Annotated in this window: 11 protein-coding genes and 1 pseudogene; 9 read left to right on the top strand and 3 right to left on the bottom strand. The window is 56.2% G+C overall.

The features are described 5' to 3' along the window. Positions 1-230: 230 nt before the first annotated feature. Positions 231-491 (top strand): annotated as a pseudogene (locus GOX63_RS17515) (2OG-Fe(II) oxygenase); the annotation flags it as partial. On the opposite strand, the gene GOX63_RS17510 reads toward GOX63_RS17515, so the two are convergent. Continuing rightward, positions 482-1,198, bottom strand: a complete 717-nt coding sequence (locus GOX63_RS17510; RefSeq protein ID WP_254436003.1) for a TetR/AcrR family transcriptional regulator — start codon at positions 1,196-1,198, stop codon at positions 482-484. The pseudogene GOX63_RS17515 and the gene GOX63_RS17510 sit on opposite strands and share 10 nt — an antisense overlap. 80 nt (positions 1,199-1,278) lie before the next feature. Between GOX63_RS17510 and GOX63_RS17505 the strand changes: the two genes are divergently transcribed. The 7 genes from GOX63_RS17505 (at position 1,279) to GOX63_RS17475 (ending at position 9,654) form a co-directional block, all read left to right on the top strand. Next, on the top strand, positions 1,279-2,691 hold the full coding sequence (locus tag GOX63_RS17505) for an aminotransferase (RefSeq protein ID WP_170546608.1): 1,413 nt from the start codon (positions 1,279-1,281) through the stop codon (positions 2,689-2,691). A gap of 46 nt (positions 2,692-2,737) precedes the next feature. Next, positions 2,738-3,829, top strand: coding sequence for an extracellular solute-binding protein (locus GOX63_RS17500; RefSeq protein WP_170546605.1), 1,092 nt, complete (start codon positions 2,738-2,740; stop codon positions 3,827-3,829). A gap of 93 nt (positions 3,830-3,922) precedes the next feature. After that, complete coding sequence (locus GOX63_RS17495; protein WP_170546602.1) at positions 3,923-5,086, top strand: ABC transporter ATP-binding protein; 1,164 nt, start codon at positions 3,923-3,925, stop codon at positions 5,084-5,086. Positions 5,087-5,096: 10 nt separating this feature from the next. Continuing rightward, the gene (locus GOX63_RS17490; protein ID WP_170546600.1) at positions 5,097-5,993 is read left to right on the top strand and encodes an ABC transporter permease subunit; all 897 of its coding nucleotides are present in this window, start codon (positions 5,097-5,099) and stop codon (positions 5,991-5,993) included. Beyond that, entirely contained in the window at positions 5,990-6,811 is an 822-nt protein-coding gene (locus GOX63_RS17485) for an ABC transporter permease (protein ID WP_170546597.1), read from the top strand. Before GOX63_RS17490 ends, GOX63_RS17485 begins: the two co-directional genes overlap by 4 nt. A gap of 31 nt (positions 6,812-6,842) precedes the next feature. Further along, positions 6,843-8,270, top strand: a complete 1,428-nt coding sequence (locus GOX63_RS17480; protein WP_170546596.1) for an aldehyde dehydrogenase family protein — start codon at positions 6,843-6,845, stop codon at positions 8,268-8,270. Positions 8,271-8,298: 28 nt separating this feature from the next. Then, positions 8,299-9,654 (top strand): NAD(P)/FAD-dependent oxidoreductase, encoded by a 1,356-nt coding sequence (locus GOX63_RS17475; RefSeq protein ID WP_170546593.1) that lies wholly within the window; start codon positions 8,299-8,301, stop codon positions 9,652-9,654. Between the two features lie 464 nt (positions 9,655-10,118). Here the strand turns inward: GOX63_RS17475 and GOX63_RS17470 are convergent, their stop codons facing one another. Continuing rightward, positions 10,119-10,781 carry an HAD family hydrolase gene (locus GOX63_RS17470; protein ID WP_170546590.1) on the bottom strand — a complete coding sequence of 221 codons (663 nt, stop codon included), beginning with the start codon at positions 10,779-10,781 and terminating at the stop codon, positions 10,119-10,121. 137 nt (positions 10,782-10,918) lie between these two features. On the opposite strand from GOX63_RS17470, the gene GOX63_RS17465 reads away from it, so the two are divergent. After that, positions 10,919-12,076, top strand: coding sequence for a sugar-binding domain-containing protein (locus tag GOX63_RS17465; RefSeq protein WP_170451110.1), 1,158 nt, complete (start codon positions 10,919-10,921; stop codon positions 12,074-12,076). Positions 12,077-12,127: 51 nt separating this feature from the next. On the opposite strand, the gene GOX63_RS17460 is transcribed toward GOX63_RS17465, so the two are convergent. After that, entirely contained in the window at positions 12,128-14,476 is a 2,349-nt protein-coding gene (locus GOX63_RS17460; protein WP_170546587.1) for a glycoside hydrolase family 65 protein, read from the bottom strand. Positions 14,477-14,510 lie beyond the last annotated feature (34 nt).

Genomic DNA, 14,510 nt, shown 5'->3' with positions numbered 1-14,510 from the left:
ATGACAACCCCATTTGTCCGGCTCAACTCCGGCTTGATAGACGTTCTCTCTGCACGAGCAGCTGTGACCATACTTAACGTTTGCAACACTTCTGGTACTGCGGCTGCACCAAGCGAGAAATTCGAATTCACAGGCTGGGTTCATAGTTGACCTAGGGTGCATCACAGTATCAGCGACAGGGCGACTATACCCATCAGCCGACGGCCCATAAGGCTTTTGATGGTGGCTATTTTGCTTTGCACTCCGATATCGGGGACAGCCCGACCGCTCGAAAACGGAAACTGACGCTGGTAGTTCAGCTTAGCAAATCCGGATTATACGACGGGGGTGACTTGGAAATCATGCCGGATGCCCACGCAATGACAGCCAGTCGATACAAGGGAAGCGCGACCGTCTTTCCGAGCTTCTTGCTGCATCAGGCGACGCCAATTGAGCAGGGCGAGCGATACTCGTTGACGGTGTGGGAGCATGGCCCTGCCGCTCAGAAGTAGCCAGGGAAGAAAGCACGCGCGGTGGTCCGGCAGACATCCACCGCATTTTCTCTGCTGAACTCATCGGGGTGGGCGTGAAAATCGGTCCACAACCCTTCCAGCAAAGACATGATTGCCATAGTTACTTTTTCGGGATCACCTTGAGTTCCGCAAGCCTCGCAGAGCACCTTGCAGCAGCTGCGTACATGATCATGTAGATCAGTTCCACGGGTCTCGATGTAACCTGATCCAACTGCCTGGAGATCAGGTTCAGCGCGGAAGGCGAAGGTCAGTCGTGCGCTGCGCTTGTTCAGCACTGCTTCTGAAAAATCCGTCTCGAAAAGCGCCTGCAGACGGGCAGCGGCATCGTCCGGGGTACATACTACTTCCGGGGCTTGGCTGGTGAAGCCCTGCCAGGCCGCATTGTATTCCCGCGTCATGTGTTTCGCGAGTTCGCGAATCAGATTGTCCTTTGACTGGAAGTGCAGGTTGATCATGCCGCGGGAGAGCCCGGATTCCTCCTGGATACGGCTGATTGTTGCGCCGCTCACCCCATGGCGCAGGATCACGTTGGCAGCAGCTTCCAGCAGCACTTCACGGTGCAGATCTTTGTCCACCTTCCGCTTTTTTCTTGTATCTCCGATACTTGTCATTTGCCTGCCCTTTCCTTCTCTCGGCCGGGTTGGCGCCTTTTGAACACCCTGCCCAATATCGAAATAAATTTCCATCGACAATGAACGATCATTCACTTATGTGTAATGTATGAACGTTCATTCATGAAAGCAGCAACTCCGGACAGAGGGCCGTGATGACCAAACTTGGAAACGACTTCGAAAACTTCAAAACCTGGGACAAGGAGAATTACTTCCATCCGTGGGAAGGGCTGGAAGTCCAGGGCGCCGGAAAAGCCGACAGGACGTTCAGCGAATATGCCGAGGGCATCTATGTATACGACGAGCACGGCAACAAGGTGATCGACGGCCCCGGCGGCATGTGGTGCATGCAGCTCGGATACGGCAACACCGAAATTGCAGATGCAATGGCGGCGCAAGCCCGCAAGATGGCCTATTGTTCGCCCTTCAGCGAGGCAACATCGGTGAGCGCAGAACTGGCCCACGCCATTGCCGAGCGTGCGCCGAGCGACCTCAACCGGGTCTATTTCACAACTGGCGGCTCAACGGCAGTAGACACCGCTATCCGCTTTATCCACTTCCGCAATAACCTGCTGGGCAAGCCGTCCAAGAAACGCATCATCACTCGGGCGCATGCCTATCACGGCGGCACCTATCTAACCGCGTCACTCAGCGGCAAGCCGAGTGAGCGCCAGTGGTTCGACACCGATCAGGTTATTCCTCACTTCTTGCCGGACGTGAACGCCTTCCGCCGACCGAAAGGCGTAAGCATTGAAGCCTTCCTCGATGAAAAAGTGGCGGATCTGGAAAATGCCATCCTTGAATTGGGCGCGGATAACGTCGCCGCTTTTATCGCCGAACCGGTGCTGGGCTCCGGTGGCGTGATCGTACCGCCCACAGGCTACCACAAACGCTGCCTGGAGGTATGCCGCAAACATGACGTCCTTTACATTTCAGACGAGGTCGTCACCGGCTTTGGCAGACTTGGCCACTGGTTCGCGTCCGAGGAACTCTTCGGCGTCACTCCGGATATTATCACCTGCGCCAAGGGGTTGACTTCGGGCTATGCACCGATGGGAGCCGCGATCTTCTCTGACCGTCTGTTCAAGGACATCGAAGGTGATATCTCCAAGGACGTCTATTTCACCAGCGGCTACACTTATTCGGGACACCCGGTTTGCGCCGCCGCCGGTCTCAAAAACATCGAGATCTTTGAGCGCGACGGCATTCTGGAGCACGTCCGCAGCGTGACCCCGCATTTCCAGAAGCGCCTGAGTCAAATGTTGGAAATGCCGCTGATTGTGGATGTGCGTGGAATGGGATTGGTGGGCTGCATTGAATGCTCGCTGACCCGCGATGGTAAGGCCAGTGCCGAGATTGATGCGAGCATTGGTGCCGTCATTGACGCCCGCTGCCAGGAACTGGGCCTGATGGTCCGCCCCTATGGCAACATGGCGATTTTCTCACCGCCACTGGTGATCACCGAGGCGCAGATCGACGACATGTTCGACATGCTTACCGAAGGTGTCGAGCACGCCACTCAGGAATTGCTGGGTCAAGGGCTCGAACTGGAACGGGAGCGGGCCTGAGGCCCGCACCGCAAGAAAAAACGTAACGCCATCACGGGAGGAAACTATGAATACCAAGCTGACAACCGGCCTTATGGCCGGAGCCGCCACTATCTGGGGCATCGCCGCTGCAGCAGAGGGCGAACTGGTGATCTATAACTGGAGCGACTATCTCGACCCTGCGATCATCGAAGCCTTTGAAGCGGAAACCGGAATCGACGTCACCTATGACACCTATGATTCCAACGCGATGCTGGAAACCAAAGTGCTGGCGGGAAGTTCCGGGTATGACATCATAGTACCCTCCTCCACTGGCACCGCCCGGCTAATCTCGGCTGGAGTTTTACAGAAGATCGACAAATCCAAGATTCCGAACCTGGAACATGTCTGGCCCAAAATCGCCGGACTGATCGAAGCCTTCGATCCTGGCAACGAGTACCTGGTACCCTACAACTGGTGGACCTTCGGCATTGCGTATAACACCAACAAGCTGGCCGAGCGTCTGGGCGAAGACCATCCCAAATCCTGGGATCTTCTGTTTGATCCCGAGATTTCCGGCAAGCTGACTGATTGCAGTGTAATGATCGCCGATTCCCCGATCGACGTGATTGGTGCCGCGCTGATCGACATGGGCTATGACCCGAATACCAGTGACAAAGACCAGATCGCTGCTGCGGGAGCGCATATCGGCGCGATCCGTGACAATATCGCCCAAATATCGACCGATGGCATGATCGGTGCGCTGTCTGACGGCGACGCTTGTCTCGGCCTAACCTGGAGCGGTGATGCCTACTGGGCCGCAGACGGCGCCAAGGAGGCCGGCAATGGCGTTACTCTGGAATATATCATTCCAGAAGAAGGAACGATCCTGGACTTTGACGGCCTCGCCATTCTGGCCGATGCCAAAAACGTGGATGAGGCCCATGCCTTTCTGAACTACTTGATGCAGCCTTCGGTGTCGGCGCAAAACGCAAACTTCATTCGCTATGGCAGCGCCAACCTCACCGCCCAGGCCGAGATCGATCCGGAATTGACCGGCAACCCGGCCGTTTATCCAACCGAGGAAACGATGGAGGTGCTGACCACCCCAGTGCTGCAGGACCGAAAGACCGAACGGCTTTACACCCGCACATGGTCAAAGGTCCGTACCGGCGAGTGACCTGACGCACGGCTTTCGGGCCACGCATCCTTAGCTCTGCCGCAGCACCCGCCCGGTCCGCGGCAGAGACCAGCGACAGAGGAACCTGCAGCAATGAACCTCTTTGATCCGGCCCATGCCGCCGCCCACGCCGAACCTGCCAGTCCGCAGGAACGGCTCCGGACACCATTGATCCGCTTCGAGAATGTGACCAAGTCCTTTGGTAGCTTCACTGCAATCTCGGATCTGAACCTGGACATTCAGGAACGCGAGTTTTTCTCGCTCCTCGGCCCCTCTGGCTGCGGCAAGACCACGATGATGCGTTTGCTGGCGGGTTTCGAGGAGGCAACCTCAGGCCGCATTCTGCTGGATGGGCAGGATCTTACAGGTATCCCGGCAAACCGGCGACCGATCAATATGATGTTCCAGTCCTATGCGTTGTTTCCACATATGTCAGTGGCCAAGAACATCGGCTTCGGTCTCAAGCAGGAACGCTGGAAGAAGCGCGACATTCAGGATCGTGTGGACGAGATGCTCGCGCTGGTACAGCTCGAAGGGTTTGCGGACCGCAAGCCACACCAATTGTCTGGCGGACAGATGCAACGGGTGGCCTTGGCGCGCTCTTTGGCCAAGAAACCCAAAGTGCTGCTGTTGGACGAGCCGCTCGGCGCGCTCGACAAAAAGCTGCGCGAGGAAACACAGTTTCAGCTGATGGACGTTCAGGACCGACTGGGCCTTACCTTCATCATTGTCACCCATGATCAGGAAGAGGCGATGACCGTTTCCTCTCGTATCGCTGTCATGCAGGCAGGCAAGCTCTTGCAGACCGACACGCCCGCGCGGATATATGAACATCCTGCGTCCAGCTATGTCGCTGATTTCATCGGCAATGTGAACCTGATCGATATTGAACTGGCGGGTATGGAAGGCGAACTGGCACTGGCCCGCTGGGACGGTGGCACCCAATTGGTGATCCGCCCGCAGCCCGGTGATGTTCTGACACCCGGTGCTCACAAGATCTTGGTGCTGCGCCCCGAGAAAATCCACCTCACCAAGGATCAACCGGCAGCAGCGCACAACGTGAACTTGGTCGAGGGTACGGTCGAAGAAATTTCCTATACCGGCAGCGCCTCAACCTTTCTGGTTCGGCTTGAAGGAGGCCTTCTGATCCGTGCGCAGGAAGCCAACCGGTTACTGACCTCGCGGCGCGAGATCGACTGGAACGATAGGGTCTGGCTCAGTTGGCGCGCAGGTGCCTGCGTGCTGGTCGACGCGTGAGGGCAGGATCATGAGCATATCCCGACGTCTGCTTATCCTCGTGCCCTACCTGTGGTTGACGCTTTTTTTCCTGATGCCCTTCCTGATCGTCATCAAGATTTCCCTGTCGGATTCCGTCACCGCCAGCCCGCCCTATGCCCCCACCTTCAGCCTGGATGAGGGGCTTGCTGGACTGCGCGCATCCTTCGCGGAACTTGATTTCGAGAATTTCCTCTGGCTGGCCGAGGACGGCATCTACCTCAAGGCCTACCTCAACAGCGTCAAAGTCGCCGCCATCGCAACCCTCCTCGCCCTGCTGATCGGCTACCCGGTTGCCTATGCCATGGCCAAGGCTCCGCAGGAATGGCGTAAGACGCTCCTGCTACTGGTCATCCTGCCTTTCTGGACCAGCTTCCTGATCCGCATCTATGCTTGGATCGGCATTCTCAAGAACGAGGGATTCCTGAACCTCACCCTGATGAAACTCGGCATTATCAATCAGCCGCTGGCCATCATCCACACCGAAATCGCGGTCTATATCGGCATCGTCTATTCCTACCTGCCGTTCATGATCCTGCCGCTTTACGCCTCACTGGAGCGGATCGACGGCCGTCTTCTGGAAGCGGCCGAAGACCTCGGCTGCAGTGCATTTGCAGCCTTTCGCCAGATCACCTTCCCGCTATCGCTGCCGGGGGTGATCGCAGGTTGTTTTCTGGTCTTCATTCCCGCAATCGGCGAATTCGTGATTCCTGACCTTCTGGGCGGATCCGGCACACTGATGATCGGCAAGACCCTGTGGCTCGAGTTCTTCTCCAACCGCGATTGGGGTGTCGCGGCGGCCGTGGCCATCGTTCTGCTTACCATCCTGATAGTGCCGATCGTTCTGTTTCAACGCCATCAGCAGAAACATCAGGAGGAATTGGGATGATCCGCCGCTTCAACTTGTTCAACCTGACATCGCTGACCTTAGGCTTTGCCTTCCTCTACCTGCCGCTGCTGCTGGTGGTGGTCTATTCCTTCAACGACTCGCGCCTCGTCACAGTCTGGGGCGGCTTCAGCACCAAATGGTACAGTATCGTACTGAATAATGAGGCTTACCTTGAGGCCGCCTGGATAACTATCCGCATCGCCTTCGTCTCGGCGACTATTGCCACGGTTCTGGGTACCCTCAGCGCTATCGTCATGGTCCGCATGGGTCGCTTTCCAGGGCGCACGCTGTTCTCCGGCATGATCTTTGCTCCTCTGGTGATGCCCGAAGTGGTGACCGGCCTGTCGCTTCTGTTGCTATTTGTTGCCATTGGTCTCGACCGTGGGTTTTGGACCATCACCGTCGCTCATGCGACCTTTTCCATGTGCTATGCCTCGGTGGTGGTCACCTCCCGGCTGTCAAGTTTTGACAGGTCGCTGGAGGATGCGGCCCTCGACTTGGGTTGCACTCCGCTCTCCGCCTTCCGACAGGTGACACTGCCGGTAATCGCACCTGCGGTGATCTCGGCCTGGCTATTGTCATTCACTCTGTCACTCGATGATCTGGTGATCGCTACCTTTACCTCAGGACCCGGCTCCACCACTTTGCCGATGAAGCTCTATTCCTCCGTCCGGCTGGGTGTCTCGCCCGAGATCAATGCTCTTTCGACCATGCTGATAGGCGTCGTCGCCACCGGTGTCATCGCCGCGTCGCTCATCAACCGCCGACAAGAACGTCGCCAGAAACAGGAAACCCGCGCAGCAATGGCCGCCGCGTGACATACACTCAGGCAAAATTGGAAACACAATAATGCAGTACAACTTGTCCCAGTTTTACATCGGCGGTAGCTGGACCGATCCCCATGGCACCGGTTCCGTGGACGTTGTCAATCCCGCTACCGAACAGCCAATTGGTTCGCTCGTACTCGGCAATGATGCAGACATCGATGCCGCAGTTTCTGCAGCCAGGGCCGCGCTGCCAGGCTTTTCCGCCACTAACCGTGAGAAGCGTATTGCGTTGCTCGAAAGGGTGCTGGACGTCTACATCGACCGCGTAGATGATTTCGCACAGGCCATATCGCTGGAGATGGGCGCCCCGATCAACATGTCGCGCGAGATGCAGGCCCAGGTGGGCATCGACCATCTGGAAGCCATTATTGCAGACCTGAAAACAATTGATTTTGAAGAGAGGCTGACCAATGGCGACACGCTGGTGCGGATGCCTGTAGGCGTCTGCGGGCTAATCACCCCGTGGAACTGGCCAATCAACCAGATCGTGCTGAAAGTCGGGCCTGCACTGGCTGCGGGCTGCACCATGGTGCTGAAGCCGTCGGAACTGACACCGCTATCTGCGATCCTATATGCCGAAGTGCTGCACGAGGCCGGCGTACCTGCGGGTGTATTCAACCTGGTTCACGGCGAAGGCCCGGTGGTTGGAGCTGCGCTGTCACGCCACCCGGATGTCGCCATGATGTCCTTCACCGGGTCGACCCGCGGCGGTGTAGCGGTGACTCGGGACGCTGCGGAAACGGTTAAGAAGGTGGCTCTGGAACTGGGTGGCAAATCCCCGAACCTGATCTTTGCCGATTGCGATCTGGAAACTGCGGTCACCGAGGGTATCGAAGCCTGTTTCATCAATACCGGCCAGAGTTGCGATGCCGCCACCCGGATGTTGGTTGAGCGCTCCGTCTATGACCGCGCAGTGGAACTGGCGCAGGAGCAATGCGAGCAAATGACCGTCGGCAACCCCGCTGAACCTGGTGATCACTTGGGGCCGCTGTCCAGCGCCCAGCAATATACCCGCGTGCAGGAGATGATAGAGGCCGGTATTGCCGAAGGCGCGCAGCTGGTGGCCGGTGGACCTGGCAAGCCTGAAGGATTTGAGACTGGCTACTATGCCCGTCCCACCATTTTTGCTGATGTAAACAATGCAATGCGCATCGCACAGCAGGAAATTTTCGGCCCGGTTCTGGTAATGATCCCCTTCGACAACGAGGCGGAAGCTATCGCCATTGCCAATGACACGCCTTACGGCCTTTCTGCCTATGTGCAAACCGGCGACAGTGACCGCGCGGCCCGCGTCGCACGCGCCCTGCACTCGGGTATGGTCAATGTGAACGGCGCATTCCTTGGCGCCGGCTCTCCCTTCGGTGGGATCAAGACGTCGGGAGTCGGGCGAGAGGGCGGCCGTGAAGGTATTCTCGAATATCTTGAAACCAAGGTGATCGCAGCGCCCTGAAGGGGCGCCGCCAGAACGGACCGACGCCATGCCAAATCTCCACCGCATCTACGACGCCCACGCCTATGACACCCAGACACCGGTTGGCAGCTATTGGGAGGCTACGATGCCTGCCACGCCTGCCTTTCCGGCGCTGGACGGGGATCGGCGCGCGGGCGTGGCCATTATCGGTGCTGGCTACACTGGTCTCAGCACGGCACTGCATCTCGCCCGCGATTACGGCGAAGCGCCGCTTGTAATCGAGGCCGCACAGCCCGGATGGGGGGCATCGGGGCGTAATGCCGGCTTCTGCGGCTTCGGTGGCGCAAAACTGGGAGATAGCGCGATCATCCGCCGCTTCGGCGAGAATGACCTGCGCGCTTTCTATAGCGCCCAGAAAGAGGCCGTTGCTCTGGTCCGAGATCTCACCTCCAGCGGTGGCATTGAGGCAGAGGCCCAGGTGGACGGAGAATACTGCCTGGCCCACAACGCCTCAGCCGCCCGTGCATTACCAGAGGTGGCGGAAGGTCTGCGCCGCTATGCCGGGGTTGAATGCTCGGTTCTGTCAGCACAGGAGATGCAGCAGGAAGGCTTGCACGGCGACGGTTTCCACGGTGGTTTTCTGCTGCCCCAGGGCTTCGGCTTGAACCCAGGCAAATATGCTGCTGGTCTGGCCCGTCTGGCACAGCAGGCCGGCGCCGTGATCCACGGCAGCACCCCTGCGCTCTCGGTGCAAGAAGAGCCGGGCGGCACTTACATCATCGAAACGCCTACCGGCCGGATTCAGGCTGATCGCCTCATCGTTGCCAGCAACGGCTACAGCAGCGACAACCTTCCGGACTGGCTGCGGGGGCGCTACTTGCCGGTGGTGTCACATATCATCGTCACGCGGCCATTGACCGAACTGGAAAAACAGACCCAGGGGTGGACCACCCGGCGCATCGCCTACGACACCCGTAACCTGCTGCACTACTTTCGCCTGCTGCCGGACGACCGTGTGCTGTTTGGAATGCGCGGCACCAGCAACATCACAGCTGGCTCAATGCAGCGGATGCGGCGTCAGATCCGCCACGAATTCGAGGCCCTGTTCCCGGCGCTGATCTGCGCGGAAACTGAGTTTCACTGGAGCGGTCTGGTCTGTCTCACCAGAGGCCTTATTCCTTATGCCGGGCAGATCGGAAACTGGCGGCGCGCCTGGACCGGGTTTGGCTATCACGGCGGCGGTGTTGCAATGGCGACCTATACCGGGCGGCTGCTGGCAGGAATTGCGGCTGGCAAGCCCTACAAATCACCTTTGCCTTCGCTCATGCAACAACGCCCTGCAGCAATCCCTTTCCCCAGACTTCGCCGCCACAGCCTGCCGCTTGCATACACGTTTTACGGAGTGAGGGATCTGGGTTGGTAGTTCCCGAAACTCCAATTTTGACAAAGAGCCCAAACCAGGCACGTCTTGTCCTCAAAGGGTCAAGGTATTGCCACTCGCTGTGATTTCAACTGTCGGCAGTTGAATTCAGAAACCGCGCTTTGCAAAGCTGCGAGAACGGCCCATTCCTGCCGTCCAGCGGACACCTTCGATGCTGCGGTGCAGCCCGTCAAACCTGCCGTTCGCTACCAGTACAACATAGGGTATCGGTCGAGCGAACAGTTCGCGGATTTTCTGGACCTTCAGCCCAACGCCTCACACGCGCGTAAACGGTCCCAACCGTGCCTTCCCAGCAGAGTCAAGCGCCGCATCGGAGCTTGACCGAAGCGGCCAATAGTCAAACTCGGGCACACGAAGTTGTGAGAGGTTGAGCACACGATACTGAATTTTAGGTGAAGTCTGTTATCTGTCCCTAAAAAATCCAGTTCTATGTCGCAAAAAAGTATTTAGACAGGCAATTCCGACTTGGATTCGTCTATCTGCTCAATGTCAACCTCGGCCAGCGAAGAAATGACGCAATCCGCAGCCGTTAGTTCACTCTCGTGATCTTCATGAAGAAGACCTACGCAATAGAAACCACCATTCTTTGCCGCTTCGACACCGGAAGAGGAATCCTCGATCACGATACATTCATCCACATTAAGCCCCAGCCCGCTGGCGGCGGTGAGGAATATATCAGGGTTGGGTTTCCCATTTTCGACATCGTCGCCTCCGATAACAACCGGAAAGGCATCCAACAAACCAGCTTTTTCGAGAACGGCTCGGACATTGGCGCTGCTGGAAGCGGCCGCCAGCCCGTAACCCTCCGACTGGCATTGTCTTACGAGGTGCACAGCAGCATCGAAGACACGAAATTCGCCTCGCTCGATCATTTCAACATAATAGTCATTTTTTTTGTCTGCGGCGGTTCTGACTTCATTCTCCGAATGCCGGGTCATGACCGCGCGCGCGCCGTCATAACGAGGGCGCCCATCGACAAGTCGCCGGTATTCCGCCCTTCCAAACTCATACCCGTATTCTTCGAACATGCGTTTCCAAGCAGCAAAATGCGCCGGTACGGTGTCGACCAAAACACCATCGAGGTCAAAGATCAGTCCTTTGATCGGCATGCTGAATCTCCTGGTTCGAGCCTGTGCAAGAAACACGTAGCATGTAAGGATTTTTCTTCAATCGGCTGGCATGTGAATGTTTATATGGCATAATTATTCACGCTGTCAGGATCCTGCTAACGAACAATATTGAACAAATGATCGACGTTAAAAAACTTCCATTTGAAGAACGCGCCCAGTGCGCTGCCTATATGCGCGCAACGCACAACATGTCGCAGGTAGAGATAGGAGCAATTCTTGGTGGCCTGTCTCAACCGCATGTATCGCGGTTACTGAAACACGCTGAACGCCAAAACTACTTGGTCATCGAACAACGCTTCGTCAAAGAACAATTCTCAGACGAGTGGATTGCCCAGATGGACGAAATGCTGGCTCCTTCAGGGTTGAATTCTGATCTGAAGCGATATTGCAACAGGAACAAGCTTAGACCGCCTCGGCTTGGGGTGTTTGAAAGCGGCCCGGGGAACACCGAGGCTGCGCTGTCACAGCGCCGTACCAGGTTTGGACGAACCGCATCCGGGCGATTGATAGAACTGATCGAGAAATCGAACGTCATCGGCGTTGCGTGGGGTCGAACAATCAAGTCTCTGGCAGAAGGGATTGCAGCCTCAAGGCAGCCCATAGATAAGTCGCAAAAGACTGAGTTTGCAGCGGTTTGCGCAGAATTGATGTCGCTGGCTCAGCATGGATACTCTGCCAGCCGGCTTGCCGGAACGTTTGATGAGCTATTTAACGATCAGCCGGAGGATAGCCCTCAGCTCACTGGTTTCCCGGCATACATACCCCGTCACTACGATGAGACCATGCGCCGTTCCATTTGGCAGTACATCTCTGACACCCCGGGATTTCACCGCGTGTTTTCGGGTCCAGACGCATTGATTGATAAAATGGATATGTTGATTTCCAGCGTCGGGTCTTCAAGCACTCCGGTTCTGGGCAGTTTTGAAGAGCTGGTTCAGGCTGGCGGGTTAAGGGCTGACGATCTCCGGCAATTGGTCGTCGGGGACCTTGGCGGTATTTTGATCCCGAGAACGGAAATTTCACAGGCCAAGATGGACCTGATTGACGAGCTGAACGGGCTGTGGACCGGGATCAAAACAGAGCATGTCAAAGCCATCGCAGATCGGGCATTTGACGATCCTGATCAAAGTGGTGTTGTGGTCGTCGCGATTCAGAAGGAACGAGGCGATACGGTATTCGAACTGATCACCCGGGGGCTTGTTAACGAATTGCTCATCGATCACGCGGCAGCGGAACAACTGCACACGCGCGTTGCTGAGGCTCTTGCAGACTGACGATAGCACCTCGGCACACCTTGACCATTCCTGCGAGAAAAATCTTGGTTGTCACGCAGGCTGCGGTGCTAAGACCGCTTCCTCTCCGGCAATCAAAGTAACAGGATGGCCCATCACCTCGATATCCTCTTTCGTGCCGGACGGAGCAATCAGCTTAAACCGACACTCGTCATGAGAAATCAGAACTTCGACGTCATTCCCCTGCCACTTCAGATTAAACCGGATGCCGGACCATGCCTCGGGCAGCCAGGGTTTGAACGTCATCTTGCCGTGCTTGACCCGGAACCCGCCAAACCCACAAACAAGCGACTGCCAGGTGCCACCGGCCGATGCGATATGCATCCCGTCCTGTGTGTTTCCCTGATTGTTGACCAGATCAACAAAGGCAGAACGTTCGAAATAGTGATGGGCCGAGGAAATGTCGCCGACTTCAATCCCCATGATCGAATGAATGGCCGGGCTGAGCGATGATTTGTGCATCGTGCGTTTCTCATAAAACGCATAGTTCGCCTTTTTGATTTCGTCTGAAAACTCGTCGGGCAAGAGATAGTTCAACATGATCACGTCAGGTTGCTTGAGTAGCATCGAGCCATTCAGTGAAAAGTGATCATGCCCCTCCGGGTAGACCGGCATACGGTTTTTGTCCCATTCGGTGATGGGAATGTCCTTGAGCTGGAAATATCCTTCAAATTGCTCAATCAGATTGCGGGACGGGTCAAAGGGAACATAGATTTTTTCGGCCGTTTCCAGCCAATTATCCACTTCCTTTTCTGTTAAATCTAACCGAATCCGCAATTCGTCATGAACCGCTGACGAGGCCTCGCTGAACTCTTTGAAAACACGTGCGGATTGCTCCAGATGCCATTTCGCCATTCGGTTGGTGAACGTGTTGTTGTCGACATGCTCGTGAAACTCGTCCGGCCCAATAACGTTTGTCAGCTCGTACCGGTCCATGTCTTTGTTCCATTCCAGTCGACTGATCCAGAACCGGCTGGTCTGATACAAAACCTCGGCCCCGAAATCGCGAAGGAAATCTTTGTCTCCGGTCGCCGCAACATAACTGAGGATGCCATATGCCACACATGCGGTGACGTGAATCTCTTCTTCTCCGGTCCAGATCCGGTTCGCGCCGTCCGCTGTCCATTTTGGCGTTGTCTCCACCCCGGTATCAGCGGATTCCCACGCGTACTGCGCGCCCTTAAGCCCATTCATGCGGGCATTCTCAAGTGCGCCGTTCAACGTATTGTAACGGTATTTCAGAAGGGCTTTGGCCGTCTCCGGCTGCGTGAATATATAGAATGGCAGCAGGAAGATCTCGGTATCCCAGAAAACGTGACCTTTGTAGCCTTCCCCAGACATGGATTTGGCGCCGATGTTCGCGCGCGGGTCGTTTTCGTTGGCTGCTATAAGCAAGTGATAGATGTTGAAGCGCATCGCCCGCGTTGCTTCAGGATCACCCGTCACCACACAATCACAGGAATCCCATTTTTTGCGCCATGCTGCGGCACTTTCGCTTAGACATGCGGAGAACCCTTTGGCATGCGCGGTCTCCAGAGACGCTTCGCATTTGGCTGCCAATTCCGCGCCGTTCAGATCTCGCGATGTATAAATCGACACCAGCTTTTCGAAAGTCAGACTTTGCCCGTTGAGCGCCTCGACAGAAATGGTTTGCGAAACCTGCTCATAATCAAGGTTTGCGCCTTTGAACTCGCTAAAGGAAGGCCAATCCAAGGCAGACGACATGCCAATCGAAATGCCAGTGTCCAGAGTCAGAGCTTCGATATAGGACGCATCGCTGCTTGCATGTGACTGAGTGACCTTCAGGTGTCGGCTTTTGGCCCATTTTTCCCATTTTACCTCGGGATGGAAATCCGGGTTTCCTTGATAAGCTGGCAATCGATCCAGATTGTATCGATGGGCATCAAGGGCGCTTTCGACAGTGATCTCGGACGAGTGGTTTTCCAGAGTGACGATCAGGCGAATGCCACAGATGTGCTGATCGGCAAAACTGGCAAAGCGGATGCTGGTGATTCGAGTGCGACGGCCTTTGCTATCTTCAAAAACCGTATCTCGGTGGAGAAATCCGGTCTGCAGATCCAACACGCGCTTGTGTTCGACCACTTTACACGTTTGGACATCCAGAATTTCACCTTCGACACGAACCCGAAGCGGCAGCCAGGTCGGCACATTGACCTGATCGATCACCGTCGAGTCATGGTGATCGTAAACACCAGCCAGATAGGTGCCAGACAGCTCTCCTTTGTGACCCTCTTCCAGCGACCCACGTGTGCCCTGATAGCCGTTGCCGACCGTAAAAATGGTCTCCTTGAAGTTCGCTTCATCCAGATTGAATTGGGTTTCTTCGATCAGCCAGTCGCTACTGCTCAGCATTGTCTGCATGTCAGGGCTCCATTCGGGTGATATTTCGGATAAT

Source organism: Ruegeria arenilitoris (assembly GCF_013031355.1).
Lineage (GTDB): Bacteria > Pseudomonadota > Alphaproteobacteria > Rhodobacterales > Rhodobacteraceae > Ruegeria > Ruegeria arenilitoris_C.
Note: the sequence above shows the minus strand (reverse complement) of the source record. Positions and strands in the feature narration are given on the sequence as shown.